Annotated in this window: 16 protein-coding genes and 1 other annotated feature; of the genes, 5 read left to right on the forward strand and 11 right to left on the reverse strand. The window is 41.4% G+C overall.

The window, feature by feature from the left end:
- Positions 1 to 74: 74 nt before the first annotated feature.
- Positions 75 to 2,705, forward strand: a complete 2,631-nt coding sequence (locus LOSG293_RS00310; protein WP_235786770.1) for a YfhO family protein — start codon at positions 75 to 77, stop codon at positions 2,703 to 2,705.
- A 41-nt stretch (positions 2,706 to 2,746) separates the two neighbouring features.
- On the opposite strand, the gene LOSG293_RS00315 is transcribed toward LOSG293_RS00310, so the two are convergent.
- The 9 genes from LOSG293_RS00315 to LOSG293_RS00355 all read right to left on the reverse strand — a co-directional run bounded on the left by LOSG293_RS00315 (position 2,747) and on the right by LOSG293_RS00355 (position 11,240).
- Positions 2,747 to 3,052: a HesB/YadR/YfhF family protein gene (locus LOSG293_RS00315; protein WP_034525645.1), complete on the reverse strand. Its 306-nt coding sequence runs from the start codon at positions 3,050 to 3,052 to the stop codon at positions 2,747 to 2,749.
- Positions 3,053 to 3,217: 165 nt separating this feature from the next.
- Complete coding sequence (greA, locus tag LOSG293_RS00320) at positions 3,218 to 3,700, reverse strand: transcription elongation factor GreA (RefSeq protein WP_034525648.1); 483 nt, start codon at positions 3,698 to 3,700, stop codon at positions 3,218 to 3,220.
- A 66-nt stretch (positions 3,701 to 3,766) separates the two neighbouring features.
- The gene (gene udk / locus LOSG293_RS00325; protein WP_034525650.1) at positions 3,767 to 4,444 is read right to left on the reverse strand and encodes a uridine kinase; all 678 of its coding nucleotides are present in this window, start codon (positions 4,442 to 4,444) and stop codon (positions 3,767 to 3,769) included.
- 17 nt (positions 4,445 to 4,461) lie between these two features.
- Positions 4,462 to 5,604: an endolytic transglycosylase MltG gene (gene mltG / locus LOSG293_RS00330; protein WP_034525652.1), complete on the reverse strand. Its 1,143-nt coding sequence runs from the start codon at positions 5,602 to 5,604 to the stop codon at positions 4,462 to 4,464.
- A 120-nt stretch (positions 5,605 to 5,724) separates the two neighbouring features.
- Positions 5,725 to 8,136 (reverse strand): phenylalanine--tRNA ligase subunit beta, encoded by a 2,412-nt coding sequence (gene pheT / locus LOSG293_RS00335; RefSeq protein WP_034525655.1) that lies wholly within the window; start codon positions 8,134 to 8,136, stop codon positions 5,725 to 5,727.
- 5 nt (positions 8,137 to 8,141) lie between these two features.
- Entirely contained in the window at positions 8,142 to 9,188 is a 1,047-nt protein-coding gene (gene pheS / locus LOSG293_RS00340; protein ID WP_034525658.1) for a phenylalanine--tRNA ligase subunit alpha, read from the reverse strand.
- A 46-nt stretch (positions 9,189 to 9,234) separates the two neighbouring features.
- Positions 9,235 to 9,449 (reverse strand) — a binding site (T-box leader).
- 14 nt (positions 9,450 to 9,463) lie between these two features.
- Entirely contained in the window at positions 9,464 to 9,844 is a 381-nt protein-coding gene (locus LOSG293_RS00345; RefSeq protein WP_034525660.1) for a winged helix-turn-helix transcriptional regulator, read from the reverse strand.
- 23 nt (positions 9,845 to 9,867) lie between these two features.
- The gene (locus LOSG293_RS00350; protein WP_034525663.1) at positions 9,868 to 10,359 is read right to left on the reverse strand and encodes an HD domain-containing protein; all 492 of its coding nucleotides are present in this window, start codon (positions 10,357 to 10,359) and stop codon (positions 9,868 to 9,870) included.
- Positions 10,360 to 10,478: 119 nt separating this feature from the next.
- Complete coding sequence (locus tag LOSG293_RS00355) at positions 10,479 to 11,240, reverse strand: TrmH family RNA methyltransferase (RefSeq protein WP_034525665.1); 762 nt, start codon at positions 11,238 to 11,240, stop codon at positions 10,479 to 10,481.
- Positions 11,241 to 11,341: 101 nt separating this feature from the next.
- Between LOSG293_RS00355 and LOSG293_RS00360 the strand changes: the two genes are divergently transcribed.
- The gene (locus LOSG293_RS00360) at positions 11,342 to 11,614 is read left to right on the forward strand and encodes an acylphosphatase (RefSeq protein ID WP_034525667.1); all 273 of its coding nucleotides are present in this window, start codon (positions 11,342 to 11,344) and stop codon (positions 11,612 to 11,614) included.
- A 66-nt stretch (positions 11,615 to 11,680) separates the two neighbouring features.
- Entirely contained in the window at positions 11,681 to 12,601 is a 921-nt protein-coding gene (gene yidC / locus LOSG293_RS00365; protein WP_034525668.1) for a membrane protein insertase YidC, read from the forward strand.
- A 38-nt stretch (positions 12,602 to 12,639) separates the two neighbouring features.
- On the opposite strand, the gene LOSG293_RS00370 is transcribed toward yidC, so the two are convergent.
- Together LOSG293_RS00370 and LOSG293_RS00375 are read right to left on the reverse strand one after the other, a co-directional pair.
- The gene (locus tag LOSG293_RS00370) at positions 12,640 to 14,292 is read right to left on the reverse strand and encodes a HAMP domain-containing sensor histidine kinase (RefSeq protein ID WP_235786771.1); all 1,653 of its coding nucleotides are present in this window, start codon (positions 14,290 to 14,292) and stop codon (positions 12,640 to 12,642) included.
- Positions 14,289 to 14,975, reverse strand: coding sequence for a response regulator transcription factor (locus LOSG293_RS00375; protein WP_034525669.1), 687 nt, complete (start codon positions 14,973 to 14,975; stop codon positions 14,289 to 14,291). Before LOSG293_RS00375 ends, LOSG293_RS00370 begins: the two co-directional genes overlap by 4 nt.
- A 243-nt stretch (positions 14,976 to 15,218) precedes the next feature.
- Between LOSG293_RS00375 and adhP the strand changes: the two genes are divergently transcribed.
- Entirely contained in the window at positions 15,219 to 16,238 is a 1,020-nt protein-coding gene (adhP, locus tag LOSG293_RS00380) for an alcohol dehydrogenase AdhP (RefSeq protein WP_034525670.1), read from the forward strand.
- A 297-nt stretch (positions 16,239 to 16,535) separates the two neighbouring features.
- Positions 16,536 to 17,219 (forward strand): EAL domain-containing protein, encoded by a 684-nt coding sequence (locus LOSG293_RS00385; protein ID WP_034525671.1) that lies wholly within the window; start codon positions 16,536 to 16,538, stop codon positions 17,217 to 17,219.
- The last annotated feature ends 13 nt before the right edge of the window (positions 17,220 to 17,232 follow it).

Raw genomic sequence — 17,232 nt, forward strand, 5'->3', positions numbered from 1 at the left:
TCTCAGAAAAAAAACGACAAACCCTTTGATAAATCGTAAAATGAAACTATTAACTTATGAATCGGAGTGGTATTTTGCTTAAACGAAACCAAACCTCAAAACCATCCAAAGTATTACTCATCGTCAGTTTCTTCGTCCCGGCGTTGATTATGCTTGGCTATTTTATTTACCGAAAGATGGCGCCTTTTGGTGGTTCCTCCTTGTTAACCGTTGACCTTGGCCAACAATATATCGATTTCTTTGCCTATTTTAGACACGTTTTTTTAAACGATCCCAGTAGCCTCTTTTATTCCTTCTCTAATGCCTTAGGAGGCGAAATGACCGGCACTTGGGCATACTACTTGATGAGCCCAGTCAACCTCATTTTACTGCTGTTTCCAGATCAATATCTGACCAGTGGTATTTTGGCCATGACCGTCATCAAGTATGGCCTTGCTGGACTGTCCTTTGCTTATTTACTGATTCAAACTAAAACCCAAAACGGCTATCGGGTTCCCGCCTTTGCAACAGCATATGCCCTTTCCGGCTGGATGGTCGCTAATCAGCTTAACCTCATGTGGTTGGATGCCGTCATCATTTTGCCTTTGGTCATTTTAGGGATTGAACGTCTGGCAGAGAAGAATCGACTCACCACCTACATCCCCTGGCTAACCTCCATTCTCGTTATCAATTACTACATGGCCTACATGGTCTGTCTCTTCTTAATCGGTTACTTCTTGTGGACCGCTTGTCGTCATTTTACAACTTGGTCAAATTTTTGGCGCTTCACTCGTAACTTTACAATTGGCTCTATTACCAGTGCCCTTTTATCAGCCTTCATCTTACTTCCTACGTACTTTTCATTGCTTGGTAGTAAGGCCCAGTATACCGTCACCAAGTTCAAATTCAAATTTGAGTACTTTCCACCAAAAACGATTGCTAAATTCTTTTTAGGCAGTTTCAATTTTGATCAAATGCCCAAGGGAACTGCAAATATTTTTGTTGGCTCAATCGTCATCATTGGTTTCCTTTACTTTTTCATCAACGGAAGAATTCCTGGTCGAACCCGGATTGCTGGCGCTATCTTCACTGTCTTTTTAGCATTATCGTTATTTTTTCAGCCACTTGATCTTATCTGGCACGCTATGCAATTCCCAATCTGGTATCCTTACCGTTTCTCGTTTGTCGTCATTTTTTGGCTCATTTGGCTTGCAGCCATCACGTTGACGCCGGACTTTGTACCCACTCGATTACAGTTACTAACTGTGTTGCTTGTGCTACTGCTCTCCGTGAGCTATGTTTGGCTCAACCTCAAACAATTCAGCTTTCTATCGACCAATCAGATTATCGTTGGCATCGCGCTCTTGGGATTCTCCTACTGTTTAATTGCAATGCCACCTAATACGTTTGTCCTCTACCCAGTTGTCTTCTGTGGACTAGTATTTATCGAACTTGGTTTGAACGCCGTCTTGAGTCTCAATAATATAAGTTACGTTTCTCAAAATGAATACGCGCTCTACCGCAATTCCTTATCAAAGCAGGCAAAGCATGTCACCCAATCCGATTCATCATTCTACCGAGTAGCAACCACTTTCATGCGGACTAAAAATGATCCACTTTCTAACCAATATTTTGGTGGTTCCATCTTCTCTTCTACGCTAAAAACCAGTACACCTAAATTTTTCGGCAAAATTGGCCAACCCGATGGTGACGGCTTCGTTGCCTACACTAACGGAACCCTGGTTTCTGACGCCTTATTATCCACAAAGTATGTCTTTACCGGACGAAAGACCTCATTGCCAGGCGCCAAAAGTAATTACAGTCTACCTACCATCACCGAAAAACCAGATACGAATCAGTATTCGCAAATTCAGCAAACTGCTAGCACGCAATCATACCAAAATCCTTACAGTCTACCAGTGGGCTTCTTAGCCTCCAGCAAAGTGCTGACGACCAAGAACACCACGTTGGATCCCGTTCACTACCAAGCTAATTGGCTTGCATCCTTAACCGGCAACACCGCGGATCGTCAATTATTCACGGCGCAAGACTTCAATCATGTCCTGTTTGACAACGTCGGTGAGCAAACCAATTTAACTGGTTCAATTTTGAAAAAGCAAGACCTACTTAAACCAGCCAGCATCACCCTAACGTTTAAACCTACCAACAATAATTCTTACTATCTAACGTTAGGACAAAACATCGATGAAGATAACGTCACGCTTTCAATCAACGGCAATACGATGCACCAATATCCAACGTTCAGAAACACTGTCATTACGAACGTGGCCAGTCATGCTAAAGGCAAGACGATTCGTATCAAAATGCAGCTTAAGCACAATAGTTTATGGTTACAAAATTTTACCCTTTATGAATTGAACAACGCGAAGTTCAAACAAGCGGTTAACTTGCTCAAACAAGCGCCGCTAACGGTTACACACTATAATCAACGCACCATTAGTGGCACTATCAACGTGAAAGCCAACAGTCGAAAGGTACTGACAACATCCATTCCATTTGATAAAGGTTGGCACGCTACGGTTGATGGTAAGGCAGTTGAAGTTTACAAGTCCGCCAATTACTTTGCCGCTATTAAGCTCTCCAAAGGGCGTCATCAAGTCAAGCTGAGCTATTGGCCTCCTTACCTGACCCTTGGCCTCATCATCAGTTTAGTTACCCTGGCACTCACAATTGTCTTTAGCTGGTTCCACCGCAGACAGTCCTAGAAAAAAAGAATCTGACGAGACATCCGTCAGATTCTTTTTTTTTACAGCTCATTATTTTCAATGTAGTTATATTCTGGACTATCATGTTTAGCATCATAATCAATTTCAAGGTCATATCCCTTGAAGAACCATTCGTCACTGTCGGTCACGTAATAGTTTACCCCATCCTTATTGGTCAGTGCGTACGCATCTGAGGTATCATTGTCCGGGGTCATTGCTAGGGAGAAACCATCGTGAACTGGCGTCTTGCCATAAACTTTGCCATAAAAGCGCAAAGATTGACCATCGGATAAGCCCATTTCATTTTTGAACCACTTGCTAGCTTTATTTGTCACTGTTATTTTCATATTCACATGCTCCCTTGTAATAAATATAAAGCGCTTACATTCTATTCTATTTATAACACTTTCTTACCCTAAGGAGCAAGTTTTTTTCATTGCTAAATCTACGATTAATGAAAATTTTACCCTCAAACAAAAAAACCAGCCAAGTTCATGGCTGGTTACTACTTATTAAACGGCTTCGACACTGATAATTTGCACTTTCATGTCGCCACCTGGCGTTGCAATCGCAACTTCATCGTTAACCTTGTGATGGAGCAATGCCTTTGCAATTGGAGAATCGTTCGAGATTTTGCCTGACATCGGATCTGCTTCAACAGCCCCAACAATCGTATACTCTTCTGGTTCTTCATCTGGTAATTCTTTAAAAGTTACTTTTTTACCAATCGTAACTTCATCTTCATCGGTATTATTGCTATCAATAATTTCAGCATATTGTAGCATGTGCTCAACAGTACTAATCCGACTTTCTAGCATACTTTGCTCATCTTTAGCTGACTCGTATTCGGAGTTTTCCGAAAGGTCTCCATATGAACGGGCAATTTTGATACGATCAATCACTTGGGGACGCTTATTTGTTTTTAAATCTTCAAGTTCCTCTTGAAGTTTAACTTTACCTTCTGCGGTCATTGGAAATGTTTCATGTTCTGCCACTTCTTTGCCACCCTTTCTGACTCATAATTGGAATTACCGTACCATTTAATAAATTCGTTGGCAAGGCTAAATTGTTGTATCTTGATTATTGAAAATTTGATCGTTACCATTGGCGATTAAAATTGAACGAATTTTAGTCGTTAAAAGATCAATCGCAACCTGGTTAGCACCGCCTTCCGGCACGATAATGTCGGCGTAGCGTTTCGTTGGCTCAACGAATTGGTGGTACATCGGTTTAACGGTTGCTAAATACTGTTGAATGACGGAATCAAGGGTCCGACCCCGTTCCTTCACATCTCGCTCAATTCGACGAATAATACGAATATCGTCATCCGTATCAACAAAAACCTTGATATCCATCAAATCGCGCAACCGTTTATCATCTAGAATTAGGATTCCTTCCAGAATGATTACATCACGAGGCTCTTGATGAATCGTTTCACTACTTCGTGTAAATTGTTCGTAATCATATACGGGCTTTTCAATTGCTTCATACCGTCGTAACTTTTCAAGATGTTCGGCCAATAAATCCGTATCAAATGCAAGGGGGTGGTCATAATTAACTGCTCGCCGCTCCTCCATTGTCATCTCATCTTGATTATTATAGTACGAATCCTGTTGCAGAATCATGAGCGAGTGTCCCGCCAACTGGTTAAAAACTGCCCGGCTAACTGTTGTCTTTCCACTACCTGATCCACCTGTCACACCAATTACAACAGGACGCTTTGGTTCCTCATTCCCCATTCTCAAACTGCCTCACTTTATGAATTAACTTTTTCTAACTTTTTAACGTACTTCAGATGTTGATCATACGTACTTGAGAAGTAAATTTTGCCAGTTTTTGTATTAGCTACAAAGTACAAGTAATTTTTACTTCGGTCAAGTGGATTCAATACTGCTTTAATTGAATCCAGACTTGGACTTGAGAACGGACCTGGTCCGTATCCCGTATGCAAGTAAAGATTATATGGTGATTTGGTCTTCAAGTCTTTGTTAGTGACCACTTTCTTGTGCGTATTCAATGCATAGAGCACCGAGATATCAGATTCAATTGGCATATCAACATCTAAGCGGTTCAAGAATACCCCCGCAATTTGACGACGTGCGCTTCCAGAACCACCTTCATTTTCGGTTAGTGAAGCTAAAGTCATTAGTTCCTGGATTGACATATCTTCCTTTTTAATCTTAGCAAAATACGGCTTCAGCACTTGGTTCGTCTGGCTAACCATTTGCTTTACCAGGCTCTTAAGTGAATCCTTCTTGCCAACATCGTAAGTTGCAGGTGCAAGATAACCTTCTAATCGGTAACGAACGTTTTTAGCAGCCATCGCTGATTTCAAAAGTGTTGGGTATTCGGTAGCGACTTCTTTAACAAAGACTTCATCCTTCATGAGATTTAAGAAATCCTGTCTCGAGTACTTCGTTCTTGCTGCAACCATATCTGCAATTTGAGAAATGCCATCCCCTTCACGAACAAGTACTTTTCCATACTGGTTCTTTTCGGAGACACTAGCGCCACCCTTTTGAAGATTCTTAGCAATTTGTGAAAGCGTCATTGATGGTTTTAATTCATAATACCCGGCTCTGAAATCAGAATAATTATGAGATTGAACATAGTAGTTAAAAACAGTTCCTGATTTGACGACGCCCTTATCCTGTAAAATCGAAGCAATCTTTTTATTTGATGCGCCCATCGGAATGTGCACTTCCACAACTTTTTTGCTCGTCGCATCCAGTGGTTTCAAGGAAGTTTGTACATAATGATACCCCAAAAGTCCCATCGCAATTAACAGCAAAATTAAAACTGAAACCACTCCGAAAATGATGCGTTTTCCAAATTTTGAGCCCTGGGCCTTCTTATTTGGATTCATTTTTGGATTTGGTGTTTGATTATTATCCAACAAAGTACCTCCGTTCGTCCATATATTGCTGTTTATTATAACTGATATTCTATCAGTTTGCATTATTGCATATGGCAATTATGCTAGTTACACAAAAAAACCCGAAGAATCGGGTTTTTTTAGTTAACGAACTTCAACACTAAATTCTTTTTCTAGAGACGTGATAACTTTGTCAAATGCCTTGTTAACTGTCTCATCAGTTAAAGTAGCTTCTTTGTCTAAGAATGTTAGTGAATAAGCTAATGAACGCTTACCTTCAGGAACATGCTCGCCTTCATAAACATCAAACAAGTGAACACTATTTAAGTAAGCACCCCCACGTTTCTCAATAACGTCAACAATTTGCTGGTTTGTAATGTTACGATCAACTAAAAGTGCCATATCGCGTGAAACGGCTGGATATTTTGAAATGACTTCATATTGTTGATCGTCCTTTGGCATATCAATCAGCATTTGGAGGTTCAATTCGAATGCGTAAGTTTCATTAATTTTAAATTCTGAAGCAATTTGAGGATGAACCTGACCAACAAATCCGACTTCATGACCGTGAACACTAACAGCAGCTGTGCGGCCAGGATGCATTTCAGGATACTTGTCAATTGCTTCAAAGGTGATATCGCCCGCCAGACCAAGTGTTTCAAGGTATGCAGCGACAATTCCTTTTAACTCGTAGAAGTCAGTTGGCTCGGCTTGGACATTCCAAGCTGTTGAACGTAGTGAGCCACTGATTACACCAGCGATGTGTTCTTCCTCATCCGGACGAACCTGATTGTCATCAGTACGGTAGAAAACTCGTCCTTGCTCATAAAGCGCCACATTTTCAACTTTACGGGCGTTGTTATAGGCAACGTCTTTGAGCAGCCCGCTAATCAAGTTCATTCGAATAACAGCATGATCAACCGTCATTGGCCAATTCAAACGAGTTGGCAAACTATCCTTCATTAAGAAGAGCCCTGCTGCACGCTCATTGAGCAATGAATATGAAATTGCTTGGGATAGACCAAGGCCTTCCAATGTTTCGCGAGAACTGCGAATTAACCGTTGCTTTGGCGTCAAAGTTCCAACTGTCATGCGACCAGTTGGCAATGTTGATGGAATGTTGTCGTAACCATAGATTCGGGCAACTTCTTCAATTAAGTCGGCTTCAATATGGATGTCCCAACGACGAGGTGGAATGGAGACCGTAAATAGGTCATCAGCAAATTGAACACCGAAGCCGAGTCGTTCAAAAATTGCCGTGACGTCATCGGCGCTCATATCAGTTCCAATAACGTGATTAATGCGTGAGAGCGTTACCGTAACTGATTCATTTTCAACGGGTGCATTCGCGGCAGTTAAAATGCCACTTGTGACTTCCCCACCTGCAAGTTCGTTAATCATTTGCGCAGCAGCGTCGAGTGCTTCCTCTACACCACCACGATTGACCCCACGTTCAAAGTGTTGGGCAGCATCCGTGTGCAAATTATGACGTTGGGCTGTCTTCCGGATCATAGTTGGTTCGAATACGGCAGCTTCTAGGGCAACTGTCTGAGTCCCTTCATCAATTTCAGAGTCCAGGCCACCCATGACACCTGCAACACCAATAGGCCCTTTTTCATCAGCAATCACGATATCCTGTGGATCTAAATCTAATTCGTCTTCATTCAGTGCAGTGATTTTTTCACCCGCTTTAGCTAAACGAGCTTCAATCTTATTGCCACTAACCTTACCAAAATCAAAGGCATGCATTGGTTGGCCATACGCCGTCAGAATGTAGTTCGTTACGTCAACCACATTGTTGATTGGCCGGAAGCCTGCATTCCAAAGCTTAATTTGGAGCCAAAGGGGACTTGGTCCAATTTTAACGTCCTTCACGAGGCGCATTTTATAAATTGGTGCCACCGCTTCATCTGCGGCAACTGTAATCAAATCATCAGTTGCAGTTTGACCTTCTTGTACCGTCGTTGAAGGAAAATGAGGCTTTAAATCATACATGGCAGCTACATCATAAGTTGTACCACGAACACTCAACATATCCCCACGGTTTGGTGTTACATCGATGTCAATCAAGGCGTCGTTCATACCCAGATAATCATAAACTGGAGCCCCAATTTCAGCATTCTCAGGCAGCACATAAATGCCATCTGCCCATTCCTTTGGGATAACATCTTTTGCAAAACCAATTTCTTCAAGAGAACAAATCATACCGTTTGATACGATTCCTCGCATCTTTGAACGCTTAATTTTCACATTGTCTGCAATTCGTGCCCCAGGTAAGGAAACGATAACCTTTTGGCCCACTGCAACATTAGGGGCGCCACAAACAATTTGTGATAATTCGTCTTCACCGATGTTCACCTGACAGACGTTTAAGTGGTCTGATTCAGGATGAGGCTCCATTGAGTCAACGTAACCCACCACAATCTTCTTCAAACCATCGCTAGGCGCACTCACGCTATCAACTTCGACAGATGATCGTTCAATTTTCTCAGCTAAGTCGGTAGCTGGTACATCGATGTCTAAATATTCTTTTAACCAGTTGTAAGAAATTTTCATTTTTACTACCCTTTCATAGAAAATTGATTGAGGAACCGTACATCATCTAAGTAGAAGTTTCGGATGTCATCCACCCCGTACTTCAACATAGCAAAACGATCAGGTCCCATTCCGAAAGCAAATCCGCCGTAAACGTCTGGATCAACACCGGCCATTTTCAAGACATTCGGATGAACCATTCCGGCACCAAGTACTTCAATCCATCCAGTACATTTACATACTGAACAGCCCTTACCATCACAATTGAAACAAGTGATATCAGCTTCAACTGAAGGCTCCGTAAATGGGAAATAACTTGGGCGGAGACGCACATTGAATCGGTCGCCAAATAATTCGTGCGCAACTAATTCCAGCGTTCCCTTCAAATCAGCCATAGTGATGTGCTTATCAATCACTAACCCTTCTACCTGATGGAACTGGTGAGAATGGGTTGGATCATCAGTATCACGACGATAAACAACACCTGGTGAGATCATCTTAAGTGGTCCTTGACTAAAGTCATGCTTCTCCATCGCTCTTGCTTGCATTGGTGAAGTTTGAGTTCTCATCAAAATTTCGTTAGTGATATAGAACGTATCTTGCATATCACGGGCCGGATGATCCTTTGGTAGGTTCATCATTTCAAAGTTATAACGGTCCTCTTCAACTTCTGGCCCTGTCAAAACTTGATAACCCATCCCCAAGAACAGATCTTCTAACTGATCGATGATTTGTTGAATCACATGTGCATTACCACGAGTCGTTGGCTTTCCTGGTAGTGTGACATCGATTTTCTCTTCTTCAAGCTGACGTGCCAACTTAGCAGCATCAAGTGCTTTTTTGCGATCATCAATGGCCGCTTGTAACTGGTCACGAACTTCGTTGGCGAAACTTCCGACGACAGGACGTTCTTCAGCACTTAAAGCCCCCATTCCACGAAGCACCTTGGTGATTGGCCCTTTTTTACCTAATAAACTGACACGCAAGTCGTTTAATGCAGCTTGATCATTAATCTTTTTCAGATCAGCTAATCCCTGGTTCAATAAATCTGACAATTCATCTTTCAGTGACATACTTTCCAGCCTCCTATATTTTTGAACACAAAAAAACTCCGCCCCCAGAAGGGACGAAGCATCGCGGTACCACCCTTGTTTACTCATAAAACGAGTACACTTAGCATACTTAACGGGTATGAACCGGAATATTTTTGAATTATGTTCAATATTCTGTTCAGGAACGAATTCGATTTGTATAAGTTGAGTAATCTTTCAGCTGATGATTACCTCTCTAGCAACTTACCGATAAAATCTACTGCTTTCCCTCATCACTTTAATTATCTTCTAACAGTTTAACGATTAATCTGAGTTTGGTCAACCACTGTTTCACCTTCGACGTCGTACCACTTCTCAGACCAATCATGGATATTTGCCATTGTATTGGCCAAATCTAGTCCCTTTTCTGTAAGGGAGTAGTCGATTAAGGATGAATCAACATGAGTATTTCGGGTTATAATCCCCTCGTCTTCAAGCTCTTTCAAACGCTCAACTAAGACGCGGTCACTACAAGCAACCACCTTTTCTGCTAGTGTCTTAAATCGTTGAGGTCCCAAATTCAATAAGACATCAATGATTAACCCGTTCCACTTCTTACCTAGAATGGCAAAAGTCTTGGCAAATCGGGGACAGAGTTCAAAGTCAACTGGATTTTGGTATTGCATAGTCTCAGACATATCAATTTCTCCTTCAAATAATCCTAATTCTCAAATTTACGTAATTGGCGTTCGAACCGTGCCCGAACTGGGCTGAAGAATTCGTGGGCCGCCTCATAATCGTCAACAAGTGACACAATCATGCTCTCTCTATACTTGGGAAGTGCTAAGGTAGCACCCCACATATGCTTTAAAATAATATCTTTTTCCATTGGTGACAATGTTGTAATTTTTTCTGCATTTCGCAAAGCGACTCGCGGATGAATAAAAGCGTGTGAGCCTAAATCAAACTTTGTTGTTCGCCAATCGTAGTAGAACAGGTCATGCAAGAGGCCTGCTCGTGCAACAGCGCGCGTATTTAAATGCATGCGCTTCGCAATGACATAACTATCGTATGAAACTGACAACGAATGTTCCAAACGCGTTGAGTGATGATGCTGCGTATAGTTAGCTAATTTTTGAACTGCTTCTGTTTCCAGCAAATCCGCAATCAGGTTAACGTATTCACTGTCTTGACGCCAAGCCTCATTTTTCATGCAAAGATCCTTTTCTATTTAGTATTTTACAGTTATCACTATACTTCGTTTTTGTGAAAAAGCAAAAGGAAATGGCCTTTTACTTCTAAAAAATAAGTAAAATTAATAATTTCTAAAAATTACTGTAACAATTGAAACATGATAACCCCTGCTGCAACGGCAACATTGAGTGATTCGGCCTGTCCTTTAATCGGAATATACAGGTTTGCTGTCGTCTTTTTTAATAATTCGGCCGACATGCCATTTCCTTCATTCCCCATGATCAATCCGAAGTTGGGTTGAGGATCAATCGCCCGAAACGGCTTAGCTTCCGGATTTAGTTCCGTCCCGTAAACGGGTAAATTATGTGCCGTGAACAGATCAATCACTTCATTTAGGTCAGCGTCGATTAGTTTGATATGAAACTGACTCCCCTGCATCGAACGAACGACCTTAGGCGTATACCGGCTAGAAGCACCCGTTCCAAAGATGACACCTTCAAATCCGGCAGCGTCTGCTGTTCTAACCATTGTACCAATGTTACCTGGATCCTGAACCTGGTCCAACATCAGCCAGGCACCCTTCAGCGTCTCCGCCGTTAAAGGGGTGGCAGTTGGCGTCCGTAACACGGCAAATACGCCTTGTGGGGTCACCGTGCTAGCAATATGCTTTGCAATGTCATCCGTAATGATGACCACTTCATAAGTCTTGGGCAAGTCAATATTGTTCAATTCAGTTTCGGTAACCAGAATAGCTTGGATGGGTTCATGATTAAGAATAGCTTCATGAACCAAGTGCCAACCTTCAAGCAGATAGTTTCCTGATTGGCTTCGACCTTTTTTAGTTTTTAGTTTGGCCCATTCTTTGACCTTTGTGTTTTGTTTCGAAGTGATCTTTTCCATTTTTTACTCTACCGCCTTCAAATTTCTTCATTTATTCTAACACATGTCACCCATTCGTTAATCATCATTCATGATAGAATAAAATCAAAGGATGTGATGATATGAGTGCTTATCAATTAACCGTATATGGTCGTGTACAAGGCGTTGGCTTTCGTTGGTCAACACTTAGGTTGGCTACAGAAATGAAAATGGCTGGAACCGTCAAAAACCTTTTAGATGGGTCAGTTCAGATTGTTATTGAAGGCCCAGAAGAAAAAATTGCCGTATTCATTGAAAAACTAGAGCATAATCTAACGCCATTTGCTAAAGTGTCCAGCATCGATAAGCAACCCATTCCCAATCAAAATCTCACTGATTTTCAGATAATCGATTGAAAAAGACCACACAATCAAGTAGTATTTATCTGTTATTATCTTTTAAATCAGAGAGGGTTCAATGAAATGAAAAATATAAAAAGGGCAAGTCTATTCAGTTTGCTCGCGGGACTTGCCATTTTCTTAAGTGGTTGTGTAAGAACCACTAAAAGTGGTAAACCTTATGGCTTCATCTATGATTATTTAGCAAAACCGGGTCAAAACGTGATGGAATGGCTCGCTCAGTTCTTCAACGGATCATATGGCTGGGCAATTATTGCCCTCACTGTTCTGGTTCGCTTGGTCCTTTTGCCAGTCATGATTAGCCAAATGAAGAAAGCCACCATTCAGCAAGAAAAGATGTCAATGATTCGGCCGCAAATGATGGAAATTCAGAAACGGCAAAAAAATGCTAAGACACCTGAAGAACGAAACCAGATTGGTCAAGAAATGATGGCGTTATACCGCGAAAATGGCGTCAGCTTGACTGGCGGAATCGGTTGTTTACCACTACTGATTCAAATGCCAATCTTTGCCGGCTTATACGCTGCAATCCGTTACTCACCAGAATTATCTAAATCAGTGTTCTTAGGAATTCCACTCGGTCATGCTTCAATCGTGCTTGCTATTCTTGCCGGGCTGTCTTATCTCGGTCAAAGTTACCTTTCGATGCTTGGCATGCCAGAGGATCAAAAGAAGCAGATGCGGATGACGCTTGTTATTAGTCCCGCCATGATTCTTTTCATCTCGATTAGTGCACCAGCAGGATTAGGACTATACTTCTTTGTCGGTGGAATTTTCGCTTGTATCCAAACCCTCATCATTAACCTATATCGCCCACGGATTCGGAAGCAAATTGAAGCTGAGAATGCCAACCGCCCAGTTAAAAAAGTAGTCGTTGAAGAAACACCAGTTAACCGCCCAGAAAATGAAACACCTAAAAAAACAGCTTCTGCAGTTCACGAAAAAAATCGTAACCGTAATGCTGGTAAACAGCGACATCATTAAAGAATAGAAAAGGAACGGAGAAAATTCTCCGTTCCTTTTTATTTTGGCTCCGAATCTGAATCGGTTGTTTTCCCTTCCGATGTCGGATTAGCTCCTAAGTTAGTTTCAAGACTATGATGATGCATAGCTTTATTATCCTCAGCTGCCAATTTTTCCAATTTTGCTCGTTTTTCAGGCGTCAAAATTGGTAATGTGATTCTGAAAACCGATCCATGACCTTCTGCACTCTCGATTGAAATCTGACCATGATACGATTCAATTAAGCGTTGGGCAATAGAAAGGCCTAACCCATTACCTCCCTTATTACGACTTCGCGCCTTGTCCACTCGATAAAAGCGGTTAAACACTCTCGCCATATTATCTTGAGAAATTCCCTCTCCGAAGTCTTGTACGGCAATTTCTACGCTGCGACTGCCTAAAGCAAACGACATGTGAATTTCTTTTCGATTAACCGAGTATTTTACGGCATTATCCAATAGGATGATCAATACTTGTTCCAAGTGATTGCGATAGATTTGCACATAAGTCTCTCGTCTAACGTCATCATCCAACGTAAACGTAAAGTCTGGGTGAATCATCTTGAAATCATTGAACACGCGGTTCACAAGTTCTTTGACTTCGGTTACTTGGTTGTTATAGTTAATTTCAACTTGCTCAGCACGAGACAGATCTAACATTTCCTGCACAAGACTTTGCATTCGTTGGGTCTCTTGCAGTGAAGCCTTTAATGACTCATCTAAGACCTCTGGATCATCTTTTCCCCAACGATTGAGTAATTCCATATGACCTTGAATAACGGCAACAGGAGTTCTAAGCTCATGCGAAACATCCTCCACAAATTGTTGTTGCTGTTCGATATAACGCTGCATTCGGTCCAACATATCGTTAAACAAGTCTGCTAAGTCTGATAATTCATCATTGCGGTTCAAATTAGGTACCCGCTTGGTAGATTGCGGTTCGACATTAATTTCATTAATTGTCTCACTAATTTCATCAATCGGTCGTAGCTGATAATAAGCCAAAATGTAACTTAAAACAGTCGAGGCAAAGACTGCAATGAGACCTAAGACTAGTAAGATTGTCGCAAGTTGTCGCGTTGTCGCGTGATAATTGGAAAGTTCGTTAGTCACTTGTACATAGCCAATGATTTTATGGCTCTTATGCGCGCAAATCGGTGAAACTCCAACGAAACCATTGAATTTTCCTTCTTTAATGCGCTTGACCGATTGTTTGCTCGTCCGATCAAACTTAATTGCATTTGGACGGGACGCAAAAATTTCTGCTCCATCTTGATCATAAACGGACACGGCCGTACTATCTCGAGACAAACTAATAAAGATGGAATTATCATAGATATTCTTCAAATGAGAACTACTATTTTCCATCGGGTTCTTACCAACATTATCACCATTAGCTTCTGGCCTCAGAATCGGTGTCACCGAATCAACATCCAGATTTGTATTAAAATTCCCCAGTCGATTTTCAACAACCTTAATCGTATCGTTCACGTGTGATTTTTCAGCACTGATCAACACTGAGGTAAAGCTATCAAAAATTAAAACAGCGAAAATAGCAAAAATGACCAACACGCCAAAAGCAGTGCCGGTCGCCCACTTCCACTTTAAGGAGAAACGGCGACGGCCTTTTTTGGTGTTTGGTCGATTTTCTTGTTGCTCTGTATCATTTATCACGATCTCATCACATACCCGGTACCACGAACAGTTTGAATGTAACTCTTTTCACCAGCTCGATCGATTTTGTTTCTGAGGTAACGAATGTAGACGTCAACAACATTGGTTTCAACTTCAGATTCATAACCCCAAACCTTGTTAAGTAGAACATCTCTGGCCAATACAACGTTGATGTTTTCCATCAATGTAAGCAAGAGCTCATATTCCCGCTTGGTCAAATTAATGACTTCTTCGCCACGACGGACAACACGGTTTTCCTTTTCAATGGTTAAATCTTTGTAGGTTACCGTTGTTTGTTTGAAGCTTTGATTCTTACCCTCAATGTTAATCCGGCGAAGTAAAGCCCGAATACGGGCTAACAATTCTTCAATCGCAAATGGCTTCACGATATAATCATCAGCGCCATGATCAAATCCAGAAACCCGATCAATGACAGAATCACGCGCCGTCATCATGATGATTGGCGTGCTCTTTTCTTCTCGAACGCGACGGGCAACTTCAATTCCGTTCAGTTCTGGCAGCATTAAATCCAGCAAAATCACGTCAAAGTCTTTAGCTAAAGCTGCATCTAAACCTTTACGACCATCGAGCGCAACCTCAGTGTCGTATCCTTCATGCTTTAATTCCAATTCTACGAATCGAGAAAGGCTCTTTTCGTCTTCAATAATTAATATGCGGCTCATGTGTGTTCAACACCTCTATATAAAATATTAGTTTTCTTAGTAAATTATCACTGCAATAATCCAATGGTAATTTTACCATATTAACAGCGTTTTTGCTTATAAATCGGCAATTTTATCGTCATACACTTAGATCTCATTTTTTGTGCTAAAAAAAGTTTAATTTAATCAAACTTTCACTTGATTAGTTTGTGATTTAATTTACAATGTAAATGAACCTAATAAATTTCAAAGGATGGATATATAATGAAAGCAGCAGTTGTTAGAGACCCAGTTGATGGATATGTTGATATTAAAGATGTAACGTTGCGCCCAATTCACCAAGGTGAAGCACTTGTAGATGTTGAATATTGTGGCCTTTGTCACACAGATTTACACGTTGCCGCTGGTGATTTTGGTAAAGTTCCTGGCCGGATCATTGGTCACGAAGGTGTCGGTATCGTTTCTCAAGTCGCCGATGATGTCACAAACCTCAAAATTGGTGACCGTGTCTCGATTGCTTGGTTCTTCAAAGGCTGTGGCCACTGTGAATATTGCTTAACTGGCCGCGAAACGCTTTGCCGTAACGTCCAAAATGCCGGCTTTACTGTTGACGGTGCTATGGCACAACAAGTTATTGTTGACGCTAACTACGCCGTTAAAGTACCTGAAGGCTTAGATCCAATTGAAGCCACTTCCCTTACTTGTGCCGGTGTCACAATGTATAAGGCACTTAAAGTTGGTGAAACTAAACCTGGTCAATGGGTTGAAGTCGTTGGTGCCGGTGGTTTAGGTAACTTGGCTATCCAATACGCACACAACGTCTTTGGTGCCCATGTCGTTGCTGTCGACGGAAACCCTGACAAGTTGCAAGCTGCCAAGGAAAACGGTGCAGAAATTCTCATTAACCGTCACGACAACAATGTTGCCGAAGAAATCCAACGTCAAGTCGGCGGTGTGCATAATGCTCAAGTAACAGCCGTTACTGCGGATGCCTTTACTCAATCCGTAGATGCTTTGCGTCCAGATGGTCGTTTAGTGGCCGTTGCTCTTCCACAAGGAAACATGGAATTGAACATCGCTAAAACCGTTCTCGATGGTATTCAAGTTGCCGGTTCATTGGTTGGGACTCGTCAAGATTTGGCCGAAGCCTTCCAATTCGGTGCCGAAGGTAAAGTTCACCCTATCGTTAAAACACGTCGTTTGAGCGAAATTAACCAAATTATCGATGAAATGAAAGCTAACAAGATTGTTGGCCGAATGGTCATTGACTTTACCAAAGAATAAACTAATAGGAATAGCAATGTTATAAATAGCTATTTGATAGGTAATTAGCCTATTATATTGGACATACGAAACTAAATTGTACGATAAATAAATATTTGGAAAGCGTTTCCGATTCTTTTCTTTCCACAAAGATAGTGCTATCCCATATTTGTATAAAAGAATTTGAAAAGCTCAGTCCTCGTAATGTGAATGTTATGTCACCCATTACTTGGAACACGACCCGTCCTTGATAAAGTCAAGCGGCGGGTTTTTTCGACTTCTAAACGACACCCCAATTTTTGAAATAGGAGATATTTTATGTACCAATACTTTGTCCAACAAATCGTTAACAAGCGTCATCAGTCTGTCATAGGTTACGAATTACTATTGAAGCAACAAACTGATCAAGGTTGGCGTCTACCCGCGAACTTTACGGATATTCCCGCTTCCATCGTGGCCGGCTGCCTCATTGAGGCCTCAAAAGGACTTTCACTTAAGGCAAACTCGTTGTCAGTTAATTTGAATCGCCAGCAAATTGTTAATCGTCAAGTAGTCGACGCATTGCTTGAAGCGCAAAAATTAATTCGGCCTACTCGCTTACAGATTGAACTAACTGAAGATGTATCAGATCTCCAAATCTTGGACAAAGATGTTATCTCGGTATTAAAAGAATGTGTATCCACAGGCATTACGATTTCAATTGACGACATTGATACCGGATGCAATACGGAGCAACAGGTTCAATCATTTATTCCCTTTGCTAGCGAAATTAAATTTGCGCTACAAAATTTTGGCGAATCAGTCTACCGTCCAGACATTCAAGAACGTTTAGTCTTTTGGCGTGATTACGCAAGAAGGAACAAGGTTCAGTTTGTTCTGGAAGGTATTGAAGATAATCATATCAACCAATTAATTGATACATTCAATATCGATGTTCGTCAAGGTTATTTCTATGAAAAGCCACATCAAATTATGACGTGTGATACCTTTCAAAGTGCCTAATCCGTTAGCGATA

The sequence above is a fragment of the Secundilactobacillus oryzae JCM 18671 genome, assembly GCF_000740055.1.
In the GTDB taxonomy this organism is placed as follows: Bacteria; Bacillota; Bacilli; order Lactobacillales; family Lactobacillaceae; genus Secundilactobacillus; species Secundilactobacillus oryzae.

Bases quoted from the DNA above. Each gene is read 5' to 3' on its own strand.
- LOSG293_RS00385 (WP_034525671.1), top strand. From the start codon at position 16,536: ATGTACCAATACTTTGTCCAACAAATCGTTAACAAGCGTCATCAGTCT.
- udk (WP_034525650.1), bottom strand. From the start codon at position 4,444: ATGGGGAATGAGGAACCAAAGCGTCCTGTTGTAATTGGTGTGACAGGT.
- pheS (WP_034525658.1), bottom strand. From the start codon at position 9,188: ATGTCACTGAAAGATGAATTGTCAGATTTATTGAACCAGGGATTAGCT.
- LOSG293_RS00355 (WP_034525665.1), bottom strand. From the start codon at position 11,240: ATGGAAAAGATCACTTCGAAACAAAACACAAAGGTCAAAGAATGGGCC.
- adhP (WP_034525670.1), top strand. From the start codon at position 15,219: ATGAAAGCAGCAGTTGTTAGAGACCCAGTTGATGGATATGTTGATATT.
- yidC (WP_034525668.1), top strand. From the start codon at position 11,681: ATGAAAAATATAAAAAGGGCAAGTCTATTCAGTTTGCTCGCGGGACTT.
- LOSG293_RS00375 (WP_034525669.1), bottom strand. From the start codon at position 14,975: ATGAGCCGCATATTAATTATTGAAGACGAAAAGAGCCTTTCTCGATTC.
- LOSG293_RS00350 (WP_034525663.1), bottom strand. From the start codon at position 10,359: ATGAAAAATGAGGCTTGGCGTCAAGACAGTGAATACGTTAACCTGATT.
- LOSG293_RS00345 (WP_034525660.1), bottom strand. From the start codon at position 9,844: ATGTCTGAGACTATGCAATACCAAAATCCAGTTGACTTTGAACTCTGT.
- pheT (WP_034525655.1), bottom strand. From the start codon at position 8,136: ATGAAAATTTCTTACAACTGGTTAAAAGAATATTTAGACATCGATGTA.
- LOSG293_RS00315 (WP_034525645.1), bottom strand. From the start codon at position 3,052: ATGAAAATAACAGTGACAAATAAAGCTAGCAAGTGGTTCAAAAATGAA.
- LOSG293_RS00360 (WP_034525667.1), top strand. From the start codon at position 11,342: ATGAGTGCTTATCAATTAACCGTATATGGTCGTGTACAAGGCGTTGGC.